The organism is Rhizobium sp. 42MFCr.1 (assembly GCF_000377185.1).
Classification (GTDB): Bacteria; Pseudomonadota; Alphaproteobacteria; order Rhizobiales; family Rhizobiaceae; genus Rhizobium; species Rhizobium altiplani.
The window spans coordinates 121,503-135,610 of the sequence record NZ_KB897823.1 but is presented as its reverse complement, the minus strand read 5'-3'; the positions used below and the strand labels follow the sequence as shown (position 1 = coordinate 135,610).

Sequence of the window (14,108 nt, the reverse complement as noted above, 5' to 3'; positions counted from 1 at the left end):
GATGGCGGTCTTCCGGTTCTTCTGGGCAATCCTTACCTCGCGCTGGCTCTGGACCTTCATCGGGCTCGTGCTGCTGTCCCTGATCATCTGGATCTTCGGCCCAATCATCAGTGTCGCAGAAAGCGCGCCATTGGCTTCTGAGACGGTACGACTGGTTGTCATCGGCCTTCTCGTCGTCCTCTTTCTCATCTGGTGGATCGCGGCGCAACGCCGGGCGATCAAGGCCAATCGCATTTTCGTTTCCGAGATCGCCCCTCCACCGGAAGCGCCGCCAAGCCCGGCGGAAGAAGGGGTCGCCTCTGTCGGCGCAAAGTTCCGGGAGGTGATGGCGGAGCTGAAACGCCAGAAAGTCGGCGGCCGAAAACTTCTACGGGAGATGCCGTGGTACGTCATCATCGGCCCGCCGGCAACCGGCAAGACAACCGCACTGCGGCAGTCTGGGCTGAGTTTTCCCATTGATCTGTCGGATGATTTGCATGGGGTCGGTGGGACGCGCAACTGCGACTGGTTCTTTACTGAAGAGGCTGTGCTGATCGACACTGCAGGCCGCTACGTTCAACAGGAAAGCCAGCCCGACGTCGATGCAGCCGAATGGCTTGGCTTCCTCGATCTTCTGAAAAAGCACCGAGGCCGCCGAGCCCTGAACGGCGTCATCGTGGCACTCGCCATTGACACGCTGGCGGAAGGTGACGCGGCCATTCGGGCACATGGCCGCCAGATCCGAAAACGGCTCACCGAACTGCAGGAGAGGCTGGAAATTCGTCTGCCCGTTTATCTGATGCTGACCAAGGCCGATCTCATCAAGGGGTTCGAGACTTTCTTCGCAGGCCTGTCGACGGCGGGACGCGAGCAGGTCTGGGGAGCAACCTTCTCACCCGGCGCCCGCATCGACGGCAGCGAAGTCACGCGGGAACTCGAAGCATTGGCGGGCGTGCTTGAACGACGCCTCATTCCCCGTCTGGAAGGCGAAGAAAACCTCAATGCCCGTGCGGAGATCTTCCGCTTCCCGGCGCAGGTCGAGAGCCTTTCCGAGCCTATTCGCGTGTTGGTGGAGACCATTTTCGGTGAAAGCCGCTATGCAGAGAGCGCCTGGCTCCGCGGTATCTATCTGACCTCCGCCACTCAGGAAGGCACCGCAATTGACCGGCTGACAGCAGCACTTTCTTCTTCTTTCGGCCTCCCCGCACAGCCCGCCACCCCAATGCCGCGGGTTGAAACGCGCAGCTTCTTCCTGAAGGACCTGCTCACGAAAGTGATCTTCAAGGAAGCAGGTCTCGGTACGTTTGATCCCGCCGCGGAGGAACGGCGAATATGGATATGGCGCGGTGCGGCAGTGGCGGCGGCGGCGTTGGTTGTCGTGGCCGGCCTGTTCTTTACGATCTCCTACCGGAAAAACAGCGCCGCGCTGGCCGCACAGGCCGAGCAGCTCGAAGCCCTGCAGATTCCGCTCACTCCGATTGCTGCACGTCAGGCGCCACTCGAACCGCTCGATCTGGATGTGGCGCTCGAAGCTGCAACCGAAGTCTTGAATGCCCGTACCGAGCCGCCAGGCGGCATGGCTGCCTTGATCGGCCCTTCCGCGGCAACCGAGATCAGACAGGCGCAGGCCGACGCCTACGATCGCTCGCTGCGCAACATTTTGGAACCACGCATGGTTGCGCTGCTCGAAGCGACCATGTGGCGTCAGATCCGCGACCCCGAATACCTGCTCGGAGCGCTGAAGACATATCGCATGATGACGGGCTTATCGCCGATGGATCCCGAATTCGCCAAGCAATGGTGGACCGAGCGGCTGCCCGAGTTCGCACCGGTTCCACCGTTCCGCACCGACATGGCCGCCGATCATCAACTTGCGGCAATCGACAACATGGCGGCGGAGCAGGCCCTTATTCAACCCGATGAGGCGCTGGTGAGCGAAGCTTTGCGGGCCATCTGTTCAATTCCACTTCCAGTGCGTGCCTATAATGCACTGCTGTCGGACCCGGACGTCAGGGCGCTCAAGGAATGGGTCCCGGCAGATCATGTCGGCCCGAATGGCCTCAAGGTACTCGCTCGGCGCTCGGACAAGACGCTTCGGGTAGGCATCAGCGGCACCTTCACCTATGACGGCTTCCACAACGTGGTTCTTGCGCGACTGGAAGACGTCGCCACGCAGGCTGCGCTCGACCGCTCTGTTTTTGCCGGCGGTTGCTCGGAAAGCGCCACCCCTTCTGTCGCCGCGCTGTCGCAGGACATCCTCAAGCTTTACTACGACGATTACATTGCCAAGTGGGACAGCTTCCTGCGCGACGTAAGGCTCGCTCCACTGACCGACCTGCAGACGGCAAGCGAAAATCTCAAGGATCTCTCCAGCGCAGACTCCGCCATGAAACGGCTCTTGGACGCCGTCGTGCACGAGACGGAACTGACCCGTCCCGAAGATGAGGGTGGCGGCAAAGTCCCTCCTGCGGCAACCTCCAAGCTCCTGTCCAAGCTCGGCAAGATCGGCAAGCTTGCCAAGACGGGCGTGAAGTTGATGCCCGCCGGCTCCAAAACCGAAGTGGACCTTTCGGGCGCGCCGGTCGCCGAGCACTTCAAATCCATCAAAGGCGCAATTGCCGAGGTCGATGGCCAGCCTCCGGCACTCAATGATGCCGTGGCCGCGATGACCGCGCTTTCGAACATGCTGCAGACAGTATCGGCCAGCCCCGACGCCCAGGATGCCATAAAGCGGCAAGGAGGCTTGGCCGAGCTCACGGGGGCAGTGGCAAAACAGGCAATAACTCTCCCTGATCCACTGGACGACTGGCTGGCCGGCATCGCTGGCGATACGAGCGGCATTGCGACGAAAGCGGTGACCTCGGAACTCAACGCCATCTGGCGCGCTGATGTGTTGCCCTTCTGCCAGGCAGCACTCGCGAACCGCTATCCATTCATTGCTGACAGCGCAATCGATGTGAACGTAGTCGACTTTGCACGCGTCTTTGGCCCGGGCGGGCTGATTGACAGCTTCATCAACAATCACCTGATCAACTACATTGACGTGACCCGCCACCCGTGGAAATGGCGAGCGGACATCCACCTCGATTCATCGTCTTTGGCAGCGTTGGAGCAGGCCCGGCTGATCCGCGACAACCTCTTTCCCGGCGGCGCCGGACCGATCCTGACCTTTACGCTCGAACCGAAGGATCTCTCTCCGACCGTCGGCCGTGTGACGTTAAACGTCGACGGCCAGAGCCTCACTTATTTCAACAACCCGACACGCCCGCAGCCAATGACCTGGCCAGGCAAGGACGGGACCGGTGTGATTACCCTTGCCTTCCAACCGCTCGACGGCTCACCGGAAGTGATGGTCAGCGAAACCGGAAGCTGGGCTTTCCTGCGAATGTTGCGTGCCGGTCGCCTGAGCGGAACGGAACTGCCCGAACTCTACAAGTTGCGGCTTGCCGCTCAGGGCCATTACGCCGATTTCGAGCTGCGGGCCGCGAGCGTGGCCAATCCCTACGATCTGAAAATGTTTGCGAGGTTCTCATGCCCAACGAGGCTTTGATCCTGCCAGGCTTCTTTGGAAAGCTGCCAGCGATGGGGGATTTCGTGACGCGCGGTCTGCCGGGAGTCTTCGTTGGCCCGTGGGATCGCTGGATCAGCCGGTATCTGGTTCATCGATTTTCTCAAGGTTCGGTTACCTCTCATCCGGCGTTGCGGTTTATCCTCGGATCCGAGGCCTTTGGGCCCATGACCGGCATCGTGATGGCAAGTTCCGACCGCGCAGGCCGCCGGTTTCCCTTGACCATCGCGGCCGCGCCGCCGACGCTAACGACCGAAATCGCCGTTTTCGCCGCGGACTGGTTCGATGCGCTGGAAGCGGCGGGAAAATCTGCGCGCGACGGCGCAGTGGACGGCGATGGGCTAGCTGCTCTTCTTGCCGCCCTGCCCTATCCCGCGATCAAGATATCAGGCGATGTGGTCCGAGGCATGGCATTGTGGACACGGCCTGGCGAGCCAATCGAGATTGATCCTGGAGCACCTGAACCAGCGCTTCGCCACCTCTTCCCCGAAAGTCTGGAGACGAGCTGATGCAGATCTGGAACCAGACAGGCTTCCCGACCGAATTCACGATGGGGATGGACAAGGAGGGCCGCGAGTACATCGCCATCGTCGTCAAGGGAACCTTCGACTTTCCCGAGGCGCCAGGTGCCACGGTGCAAAAATCATCCGTGCAGACACCGCTGGTGATGGCCGACACATACACGGGTGCACCCGGTTTTTCGGCCACCCTCTGGGAGACCGACTTCGCCTTTCGAAAGCCCCGCTGCGACGTCATCGTTAACGGATGTGCCTATGCCCCCGGCGGACGTCCAGTCGACCGCGTCAGTGTCGGGATCAAGGTCGGCAACTGGTCGAAGGTCTTTGATGTCCTCGGCCATCGCGAGTGGCGCGCCCGCGGCCCGCTCTTCGTTGCCACGAGTGCGCAATCCTTCCTGCGCCAACCTTTCTCCTACGACACGGCGTGGGGCGGTACGGACCGCCTCGACCCGGAGGACAAGCTTCCGGCGAGCTATCCGCTCAACCCCGTCGGCAGGGGATGGGCGCGACCGAAGAACCAGCGTCTGGTCCCCGGTCTACCCCTCCCAAACACACAGGCGATAGGCGAGGAAATCCGCTCGCCGTTTGGCGACTACCGACCAATGAGCTTCGGACCATACGGGCGCGGGTGGCCGGGCCGCATTGAATTCGGCGGCACGTATGATCAGAACTGGATCGACAACATCTTCCCGTTCCTTCCGCCCGATTTCGACGAACGCTACTTCCAGATGTCACCGCCCGACCAGCAGATAGAACATCCGAAGGGCGGGGAGGACGTGGTGTTGGTCAATCTGACACCGGCCGGGCGTGAGAGTTTCCGGCTGCCAGCCACCAGTCTACCGATAACGTTGTTCAAGGGGCGCGAGAAAGTCTTCGAGAGCGCTTTGGCGCCCGACACTGTCTTGTTCGATCCGGAGAACAGGCGCTTCTCGCTGGTCTGGCGCATGTCGCAACGCATCCACCGAACGATCCTCGACTTCAGCGAGTGCTGGGTCGGACCGCCGACCCAATCGATGCTGAGGGCGCGGGCCACCGGTCGCACCTACGTGCGCGCGAGCAGTGCGCCCGCGGCGCAGGAGGAAGAGGCATGACCGCCCCGATCGACATCGTCTCGATCGGCATGGCGACGGCCGTCGGCCTCGACGCACAATCCGCCTGCGCGGCAATGAGAGCGCGCCTGGACGGCTTTCAAGAAACGCGTTTTCTGGGACCTGGTAGAGAATGGCTGATCGGAGCTCCAGTACCTCTGCCGCGCAACTGGCTTGGCGAAACGCGCATGGCCCGTCTCGCCGCGGGTGCCATTTGCGAGGCCTTCGAGGCCGCTCCTGAAGCCCGCGGCCAGACTGCTCTTATCCTCTGCCTCGCCGAGGAGGACAGGCACGGCCGCCCCGCCCCCGAAGGTGCCCGTTTGCTCCAGCGCATAGCTGAGATCGTGGAATGTCCGCCGCATGGCCGCTCGAGAATTGTACCCTATGGTCGTCCGTCGGGGCATGTCGCCCTGGAACAGGCCCGCCGCATACTGGCGGCGGATGCAGCGCCCTTTGTGATGATCGCTGGCGTCGACAGCTATCTGACGGCAGAGACCCTTTCCTATTATCTCGCCGGCGAACGCCTGCTGACTGCGGATAATCCAAATGGCTTTATCCCGGGGGAAGCAGCAGCAGCCGTGCTTTGCACCCGTTCACATAGTAGCGCCCTTGGTCTGGCCGGGCTCGGCCTGACCCGCGAGCGGGCCTTCATCTACAATGCGGAGGATCTACCGCTGCGGGGCGACGGCATGACCTCGGCCTACCGCGCCGCACTTCACGAAGCCGGCATTGAAATGAGCCGGGTGGGCTACCGCATCGCTGATCTTGTCGGCGAGCAATACTGGTTCAAACAATCGGCATTGGCGAGCCTGCGTCTGTTGCGTGGCCGGCACGACTTCCAGGACATCTGGTCGCCCGGAGAAAGCCTCGGCAATGTCGGCGCGGCCGCTGTGCCCATTATGATCGGTATGGCCTTCACGGCCGCCCGCAAGGGCTACGCCGCCGGCAATCCGGTCTTAATTGAGGCCTCCAACGATTCTGGCGCCTGCGGCGCTGCCATCCTAGCGGCGAGGGCAGCTTAAATGTCCAACGTCTTCGCAAACGGCCTTGAAATTTCTGGCAGGGCCGTGAACGCCAGAACCATCGCGGTCTTCCCGGATACCTGCTTCACCCCGCCTGAGAACCCGGCAACGCCGCCCGGCGTGCCCATCCCCTACCCCAGCTTCGGATTTGCCAGCGACACCGAAAAGGGCACGGGCACGGTCAAAATCGGCGGGCAAACCGTCAATATCAAGAACAAGTCAGACCTGTCGAGAACGTCCGGCACCGAGGCAGGCTGCGCCACTAAGAAGGGCATCATCACATCGAACAACACTGGCAAAGAGTATTTCAACAGCTGGTCGAATGATGTGAAATTTGACGGGGAGCCGGTCATCCGCTTCACCGATCTCGCCACCAACAATCATTCCTCCCCGGGCCCCAACACGGTTACATGGCCCCATATGGCCGGATTGAGCGCCGGGGGCCAGGACTGCGAAACCCTGCTCAACAAATATCAAATCCGGCTCCATCAGCATTCGAAGGCCGACTGCCCTGCGGGGTCCGAATCCGAACACTTCGTTCGCGTTGGGTGCTTCCAGAGCAGTCGCAAGCAGAACAAGTCTTTCACGCGATGGAAGGAGTACGATAACCAGACCGCCCCATGCATCTGCATGCGTTCCCGAAAGCACAAGAAAGGGGGCGGTTTTCAGCGCGGCGACGGCAGCAAGAAGGGAACGCCCCACAACTTGAAAACGAACCAAGAAGCCGCATTCTTCCGAAAGGAAAAGAAGAGACGCAGGAAGCCATCGCTGAAGAATGCGATGGAAAAGTCACTCGATGCTGTACGGAAGAACGAACCCGCGATTAAGAACGCGCCGAAGAAGGATGCCGACGACATGATTGAATGCTTGCGGCTCGTAATGATAAACTATCTTCAGGACGTAGTCCGACCGAAGAAGACACAGACCGAACTGAATGCAATGACGGTAGGAAGGTGATGACGGACGATCCAGAGCCGCGTCTCGACGACTACCCCCTTGACGAGATCGACATCGAGGCGATCAACGCCTTCCACCTGGGAAGAAATCTCTTTTCCGTATCCGTGCAACTTAGCGACAAGAACGATGAAGCGGGACGCTCGTTCCTGCTGCGGATCTCGCTCGACGACCAGATTCGCCAAGAAGTACTGCTGGACATCGACGATCTCATTCTCTCGCATGTCAGCCTCTCCGAGAAGGAACATATCGCGTTGCAGGTCGGTGGAACCACCCATCACATTCGCAACGGCACCATTGCGACTGGCGAAGGACCGGAGGCGTTCACGAACAAGCTCTGGCATCTCGACCAAAGGACTGCCTATCTTTATGGAGACGAAGGAACTGTTTGCCTGGCGCAGGGCACCCAATGGGTGCCGATCGAGACACGGACTTCGGCTTTCCTGCGTGCCATGCATGGTCCGACACTTAAGCTCATTCACGTGGCCGGCGATCAGGGGACATTGCTGCGCCTTGATGGCACTCGTTGGCGCCCAGTTCCTCTCGGATTCAACCACAGCATCTCTGCGTTGCAGGTTGCGCGTGACGGCAGCGTATATCTCGGCTGCGAAAATGGCTTCTGTGCTCGGTACGCGGATGAGGAATTAACGGAGATAGCTGGACCGGGTACACAGATATGCTCGATATGCGAGTTCGCTGGAAATCGGTACTGGGGAGATGACGAGTACGGCCTTTACGTCCAAAAAGGAATGAAACTCGTGCCGTTCAGATCACTGGGCTTCGTCTATGCAATGCATGCGACCGACGACTATCTTGTTGCGGTGGGCTGGAAAGAAGTCTTCACGTTCAACGGAAAGGCGTGGTCAGGGATCGAGTTTGGTTATGACGGTAACCTTTTTGTTCGTAGGATCGACATGACTCGCGAATTCATTTGACGAGTGCTGGCGGCGTTCGGCGTCTGCTCAAGCGGACGTCTCCAGAGTCACTTTCAAATAGCGTCTGACCTTGTCGAGATCGAGTGCCCGAATCCGTAAGTCCGGCGAGCCAGATAGCATCCGCACCACAAACAACTCCCCGGCCTCGTGAAACGAGGCGTACCGCTCCTTGGCAATTTCCAGCCCGGCTTCTCCTGCCACTCGCAAGCCGTCGATATGCGCTTCCAGCCTCTCGACCAGCCGCGCAAGCCGCTCCTCGTCCATTTCGGGGTTTTCGTCCGGATGGAGCAGATGATAGTCGTAGACCGTCCACAGGAATGCCGCCATCTCAGCATGCTGGCGGACAATTTCGCGAAGAACAGGTGCGGCAGGCATCAGTTGAGGTTCACCGATCCGCCACGAATTCGGTTGGCGGCGCTGGCGTGGCTGGTCACATAGGTGCCGCGTATGGTGATATGGCCGTCCTTTTCCATGATGATCGTGGCCTTGCCGCAACGAAGCTCAATACGCTCCTCGCCGGTGATCCGCACGCGCTCGCCGTCGCGAACGACATTTGGCGACGAAGACTTGCGCGCCGGCTCGACGATCTTGCCGACAATCAGTGGCCGCATCGCCTCTCCGCCTTCAAAGAGCAGCGCCACCTCAGCACCGATCATTGCCGATGTGAGGTCGGCCAAGCTGCGCGCAGGCAACGCGGTGTCGCGGGGGTTGCCGGGAAAGACGACCAGCGGCACGCCGGCATCAAACCCCAGCAACACTCCGATCACCACCCCTTCTATACGTTCCCGAGTCTCGGCCATCTGACTGCCCCTCAATTGTGAGTGATCTTACTGCCTTTCCACGTGACTTCGCTTGAAGCCTTGCCATTGAACTTGCCTTTGGCGTTGACGGAAATATCCTTGCCTTCGATCGTAATCGTGCCATCCTTTTTCATTGAAATGGCCGCAGAGCCGCACTTGATGACGACTGAGTCACCGGCGTCAATCAGCAGATCTTTTCCGATCTTGATCAGCCCGTCCTCACCGACCTCGAGCGCGCTGCCTTTCGCAACTTTCACAACGCGGGCACCGCTGATCTCCGTAGCATCGTCCTCCCCGATCTTCGCGGTGCGCGTCTTGGCGATCTGGCTTGTCTGTCCACCGCCAATGCCGATGCTCTGGTCAGTGCCGACATCCCAGCTGTCGGAAGTTCCGATGTCATGGCTTTGGCTGATAGCGACGCTTACCGACCTGGTCGCGCCGATGGTGTTCATCTGAGCGGCCCCCACCGTTCTGGTCTCTGCGGCCCCAACCGTATCGATCCGCGCCGCACCCACGACGACCGTCTGGACGATGCCGACTGTCTGCGTGTGGTTGGAGCCGATCGTCTCTGTGGAGTTCGCGCCGATGCCAATCGTCTCGTCTGCGCCAACGGTAAGTGAGCGATTGATGCCCACCGTCTCGGTGTCGTTGGAACCGATATTGACCGTGCGGTCGACGCCTACCTTTGTCGTCTTGTTGTTGCCGACGTCCTCATCGAGGTTCACGCCGACGGAATGCTTTGCATTGTTGTCGATGCGGTCGGACTGGTCGTGCTGGACCAACTTGCCGCGGTCGTTCTTGATCAGCAGGTTGTGGTCCTTCTGTGCCTGGAAATAAACCTCTTCCGATCCGGCCTTGTCCTCGAAGCGCATTTCGTTCCAACCGCCGCCGCCCGGCGACGAATTCGTCTTCAACCCCGATTGGGTGGCATTTCCCGGCAGCTCGTAGGGCGGCATCTCCTTGCCGTTATAAACCCTGCCGGTGATAATTGGTCGGTCCGGATCCCCCTCGAGGAAGTCCACGATCACTTCCTGGCCGATACGTGGGATCTGGATGAAGCCCCACCCGGCTCCGCCCCAGGTTTGCGAAACCCGTACGAAGCAGGAACTGTTCTGATCCTTCTTGCCGAGGCGATCCCAGTGAAACTGCACCTTCACCCGCGCATACTTGTCGGTGAAGATTTCCTCCCCTGAAGGACCGACCACCGTCGCGGTTTGCGGCCCCCGCATGATTGGACGAGGCGTGTTACGCTGCGGCCGGTAGATGATGGAGGTTGGAGCGACCTGAAGTGCCGCGTGGAAGGTTTCCTCCCCTGCATAACCAGCCGGGCGGTAACCGGGGTCGAACAGGCTATATTCGGCGCGCAGGACAACATGCTCGGTGTTCTGGTCCTTCCGCCGGAAGTTTTCCAGTTTGAAGGTGCAGCCTGAAGCCAGCCCCCGCACAGTACCGCCGGCGGTGATACGCTGATGCGCCGCCTGTATTTCCTCGCGTCTTACCAAGGCCACAGCGTCGCCGCGGCCGACATTCAAATGGGCACCTGGATGGCGGTAGTGCTCTCCCTGTGATTCTGCGTGAGAAAAGGGCTGTGTCGACTGCGCCATGAGGTCGGCGCCCGGCTTGGTGAAATCATAGTCCGTGTGGGCGTAGGCGCCCGGGTGAACGGAACTGGTTGCCACCCATTGCGTGATATATTCCTGGTCCCGCCGCACCGGGTCGCCTTCCGCGCGGAACTTGACCGTCGCATAGCCCGGCGTCGGCTTCAGCTTGTTCATGGCGTCCGCGAGAATGAGCGTGTGCTCTCCGTCGCCATACTCGAAAAAATACATGATGCCTTCGTGCTCGAGCAGGCGCTGCACGAAGTCCAGGTCGGTTTCGTCATACTGCACGCAGTATTCCCTCGCCTCATAGGACCCCTGCAGCCGCTTTTCAAACTTCGCCGGCTTATATTTCGAGAATATCTGCTCGACGATTTCCACGACACTCATGTTCTGAAAGATGCGGCAGTCAGTGGTGTTGGCGAGCAGCCAGAGCCACGGCCGCAGCTCCGCCTCGTAATAAGCAAAGCCTTCCTCGATCCGCGTCAGGCGGAAGTCTGAAACGAGCCCGCTGAACCACCGCTTGGGATCTCCGGCCTCACCCTCAACCGAAATTGGCTTTCCAAGCAGTTTGAGCGCGTCAACGTTTTCGTCGGAGCTGACGAAGCCGACGGTGAAAGCAAAACACCGGCTTATCTCGTCATGGCCAATGAGGTGCGTAAATGTCAGCGTCGCGGGCCCAAGCGGCGTCTGGACGGTTGTCTTGCGTTCTTCAGCCATTCGGAGAGTGCCCCTGTCTCGTGACGCCGGCATTCCTGTATCAGGAGCCTAGCACAAAGACCCGCCACCTCGAAAGCCGCATCGGCGTTGCCGAGGTCATAGTCTCCGGACGAAGTACTGACGCGGATTGGCTTTTTTACGGGTCACGTGATGATACCGATCGGCCATCATCACCCAGGCTTTTGCACGGATCGGAATTGGGCGGAGTGCTTTGTGCCTCCATGGATCCGGTCTTGACATACGTAGGCCCGAGCTCGCATGGCGCCATAAAGCCACTCTTTCAGCCCTAATCCTTTTCCCTAGGCGAAGCTGCAAAAATTGCATTACTATGGACGCTGTATTCTTGCCGTTCATCAGGACAACGAAGTCAACAATCTGGGCTTACCTGCCATGACGCAAAGAAGTTCGTGCCTTCGGCCGCAATGGATTTTTTTGATCCCGCTGTTGATGCTGTTTTTAACGGCGTTCTCGCAGATGGCCCATGCGGAGCGTAAAGCCGCTATCGTGGTCGGGAACGGCGAATACGAGTTTGCGCCTTTATCGAATCCAAAAAACGATTCCAAGCTGATTGCCGCAACGCTCACCGAGCTTGGCTTCGATGTCCTGCTCTTCTACGACGTCAAGAAAGCCGCCGTCGGCGATCTCGAAAATGCAATCCGCAGCCACCTGATCGGCGCCGATCTTGCCATTCTCTATTATGCGGGACACGCGCTCCAGCACGAGGGACGAAGCTTGCTGCTACCCGTCGATGTACGGACTGGGTCTGCCAAGGAGGTAATCGATGACGCCATCGCCCTTAATGATCTCATAGACATCGTCAAGAACGATCCAGTCGGCGTCAAACTGATCATTCTGGACGCTTGCCGCAACAACCCGCTCACCACCGAAAAAGGACTGCAACAGGGCCTCGCCAACATGGAGGCCGGCGCAGGTCAGGTTCTCATTGCCTTCGCTACCGGCGCCGGCGAAGTAGCCTATGACGGCACAGGCGCAAACAGCCCTTATTCTTTGGCGCTTGCCAATGCACTTCAGCAGCCGGGCCTCGACATCTACGACACGTTCAGAACAGTGCGGGGAGACGTGCGCCTGGCCACCAACGGATCGCAGATTCCGTGGATCACGGGATCGATCGAAACCAAATTCGTCCTGAAGCCGGCAGGCAGCGAGAAACCGGCGCCCGTGGTTGCGGGCAGTGACGGGGCACTGACGATCGATCAGGTTCTCTGGTATTTCATTCAAGACAGCGCGGATCCAACGGATTTCGAACGTTTTGCCAAGGCGTTTCCGAACAGCACGCTAGCAGCGGAGGCGGTCAAACGTAGCAGCCTTGAGGTTGCCGAGTTGCAGCAGCGTGGTCTGTTCGTCAGCGGCGCACTTGCCGCCACCCCGATTTCCACCGAGCCACCACCCTCCAATGAGGCCAATGCAGCGGCGGGGGCGGAGTTTGTCTTTCAGCAGGCAGGCGAGCGCGCCGTGAGCGAGACTTTTCGAATCTGGCCGCGCAAAATGCCTGACACACAAAGCGGCATGAAGTCTCTCGTTACGGATTGCGACCTGTACGCAGCCGATCCCAATGATCCTCAACGCGTGGTACCGGGCGTCACGAACGGGCTGGTGAACATCCGCGACGGGCTACGCTCCTGCGGCTACGCGCTGGCGGCGGAGCCCAACAATCCGCGCTTGCAGTTCCAGTTGGCCCGCGTCCTCGAAATAGCCAAGCGCTATGACTGGGCGGAACATTTCTACCAACTCGCCGCCACGCAGCAATACAGCGCTGCCCTCGTCAATCTCGGATACATGGCCCGTGCCGGCATAGGCCGCGAGGTCGACTACAAGCGGGCTCTCGATTTCTACATGCAGGCGGCACCGCTCGGAAATCTTAGAGCGAGGACGAATGTAGGAACCGCTTACATACGCGGTCAAGGCGTCCCACAGAATCCCGAAGAGGGAATCCTGTGGTACCGACTAGCGGCATCCAGTGGCTGGTCGAATGCAATCACTGCGCTCGGCGACAGCTTTCGGCGCGGCACCGGCGTGAAGAAGGATGATGTCGAGGCGACAAGGCTTTATGCCGCGGCGGCAGATGCCGGCCAGATCGACGCGATGACCAATCTGGGCCGTGCCTATGTCGGCGGCCTGGGCGTCGAGAAGGATGTCAAACGGGGCTTTGATCTGATGATCCGCGCCACGGAAATGGGTAACCAGTACGCGCCTCTCTATGCAGCGCGCATTCTCGTCAAAGGCGAGGGCAATGTTCGTCCCGATGCCAATCGCGCACTTTCCCTGCTCGAACTGTCGGCACGCCGAGGCTTCGAGGACGCCTATCTTGAGCTCGCCAAGGGTTACGCTACGGGCAGCTTTGCCCGCGGAAAGCCTGATTTGAGGAAAGCATATTTCAACGCGACACTCGCCACGCGTTTTAAAGTCGAAGAGGCGGAACGAACAAAGACCTCGGTGGGCGAGAAGCTGGACGCTGCGTCAAGAGAGGAAATCGAAAAAGATGTCGAACTCTTCGTTCAACAGAATGGGCTTTGAGAGCACGGTGGTACGGTCATAGTGGCATAATTGCACTGAACGCGGGGATGGCATTGCGCTGGATTGTCGAAAGAATTGGCCGGCTCTTGCGTTTCGGGAGGTCGAAGGACGCCGTCAGGATCGTCGATCCCGCCGCCGCCGGCGACAGTCTTCAGTACGTCCTGCGAGACCCAATTGACGAAGCCAAACCCAGAAGCCTCATTTCCGTCCTCGGTGCGATGCCCGATAATCTCGCCGAGATTCTTGATACTGCCGTCGAAGCTTGCAGGGCCAATGGCGAATTTCCAGTTATCGTTCTGTCAGAACTGCGTCCCGACCTGACTGCTGCAAGTTCTGCCCCTTTGGAATTTGTCCCAACCCGCAGCCACCTGCCATCACTTTCCCCCGAAAT

The 14,108-nt window shown here is 59.8% G+C and carries 10 protein-coding genes; 7 read left to right on the top strand and 3 right to left on the bottom strand.

Annotated features, from left to right (window positions below; genetic code table 11):
* The first annotated feature begins 1 nt into the window (after position 1).
* From tssM to C934_RS0108885, 6 genes are read left to right on the top strand one after another with little or no spacing between them, the layout of a single operon-like run.
* Entirely contained in the window at positions 2–3,529 is a 3,528-nt protein-coding gene (tssM, locus tag C934_RS0108910) for a type VI secretion system membrane subunit TssM (protein WP_018856368.1), read from the top strand.
* On the top strand, positions 3,511–4,056 hold the full coding sequence (gene tagF, locus C934_RS0108905; RefSeq protein WP_018856367.1) for a type VI secretion system-associated protein TagF: 546 nt from the start codon (positions 3,511–3,513) through the stop codon (positions 4,054–4,056). The genes tssM and tagF overlap by 19 nt, the downstream gene beginning before the upstream one ends.
* The gene (locus C934_RS0108900) at positions 4,056–5,156 is read left to right on the top strand and encodes a DUF2169 family type VI secretion system accessory protein (protein ID WP_018856366.1); all 1,101 of its coding nucleotides are present in this window, start codon (positions 4,056–4,058) and stop codon (positions 5,154–5,156) included. The genes tagF and C934_RS0108900 overlap by 1 nt, the downstream gene beginning before the upstream one ends.
* Positions 5,153–6,175, top strand: a complete 1,023-nt coding sequence (locus C934_RS0108895) for a hypothetical protein (protein WP_018856365.1) — start codon at positions 5,153–5,155, stop codon at positions 6,173–6,175. The genes C934_RS0108900 and C934_RS0108895 overlap by 4 nt, the downstream gene beginning before the upstream one ends.
* A complete protein-coding gene (locus C934_RS0108890; RefSeq protein WP_018856364.1) occupies positions 6,176–7,132 on the top strand; it encodes a DUF4150 domain-containing protein in 957 nt (318 codons plus the stop codon).
* The gene (locus tag C934_RS0108885) at positions 7,132–8,064 is read left to right on the top strand and encodes a hypothetical protein (protein WP_018856363.1); all 933 of its coding nucleotides are present in this window, start codon (positions 7,132–7,134) and stop codon (positions 8,062–8,064) included. Before C934_RS0108890 ends, C934_RS0108885 begins: the two co-directional genes overlap by 1 nt.
* 27 nt (positions 8,065–8,091) lie before the next feature.
* On the opposite strand, the gene C934_RS0108880 is transcribed toward C934_RS0108885, so the two are convergent.
* The 3 genes from C934_RS0108880 to C934_RS0108870 are packed head-to-tail and all read right to left on the bottom strand — an operon-like array spanning position 8,092 to position 11,182.
* Positions 8,092–8,439: a hypothetical protein gene (locus C934_RS0108880; protein WP_018856362.1), complete on the bottom strand. Its 348-nt coding sequence runs from the start codon at positions 8,437–8,439 to the stop codon at positions 8,092–8,094.
* Positions 8,439–8,864 (bottom strand): DUF6484 domain-containing protein, encoded by a 426-nt coding sequence (locus C934_RS0108875; RefSeq protein ID WP_018856361.1) that lies wholly within the window; start codon positions 8,862–8,864, stop codon positions 8,439–8,441. The genes C934_RS0108880 and C934_RS0108875 overlap by 1 nt, the downstream gene beginning before the upstream one ends.
* Positions 8,865–8,875: 11 nt before the next feature.
* Positions 8,876–11,182, bottom strand: a complete 2,307-nt coding sequence (locus C934_RS0108870; protein WP_018856360.1) for a type VI secretion system Vgr family protein — start codon at positions 11,180–11,182, stop codon at positions 8,876–8,878.
* Positions 11,183–11,629: 447 nt separating this feature from the next.
* On the opposite strand from C934_RS0108870, the gene C934_RS0108865 reads away from it, so the two are divergent.
* Positions 11,630–13,717 (top strand): caspase family protein, encoded by a 2,088-nt coding sequence (locus C934_RS0108865; protein ID WP_245267927.1) that lies wholly within the window; start codon positions 11,630–11,632, stop codon positions 13,715–13,717.
* Positions 13,718–14,108 lie beyond the last annotated feature (391 nt).

What these genes read in the sequence shown, in the direction of transcription:
- C934_RS0108885 (WP_018856363.1), top strand. Translation starts at nt 7,132, where the DNA reads ATGACGGACGATCCAGAGCCGCGTCTCGACGACTACCCCCTTGACGAG.
- C934_RS0108895 (WP_018856365.1), top strand. Translation starts at nt 5,153, where the DNA reads ATGACCGCCCCGATCGACATCGTCTCGATCGGCATGGCGACGGCCGTC.
- tagF (WP_018856367.1), top strand. Translation starts at nt 3,511, where the DNA reads ATGCCCAACGAGGCTTTGATCCTGCCAGGCTTCTTTGGAAAGCTGCCA.
- C934_RS0108865 (WP_245267927.1), top strand. Translation starts at nt 11,630, where the DNA reads ATGCTGTTTTTAACGGCGTTCTCGCAGATGGCCCATGCGGAGCGTAAA.
- C934_RS0108890 (WP_018856364.1), top strand. Translation starts at nt 6,176, where the DNA reads ATGTCCAACGTCTTCGCAAACGGCCTTGAAATTTCTGGCAGGGCCGTG.
- C934_RS0108870 (WP_018856360.1), bottom strand. Translation starts at nt 11,182, where the DNA reads ATGGCTGAAGAACGCAAGACAACCGTCCAGACGCCGCTTGGGCCCGCG.
- tssM (WP_018856368.1), top strand. Translation starts at nt 2, where the DNA reads ATGGCGGTCTTCCGGTTCTTCTGGGCAATCCTTACCTCGCGCTGGCTC.
- C934_RS0108880 (WP_018856362.1), bottom strand. Translation starts at nt 8,439, where the DNA reads ATGCCTGCCGCACCTGTTCTTCGCGAAATTGTCCGCCAGCATGCTGAG.
- C934_RS0108900 (WP_018856366.1), top strand. Translation starts at nt 4,056, where the DNA reads ATGCAGATCTGGAACCAGACAGGCTTCCCGACCGAATTCACGATGGGG.
- C934_RS0108875 (WP_018856361.1), bottom strand. Translation starts at nt 8,864, where the DNA reads ATGGCCGAGACTCGGGAACGTATAGAAGGGGTGGTGATCGGAGTGTTG.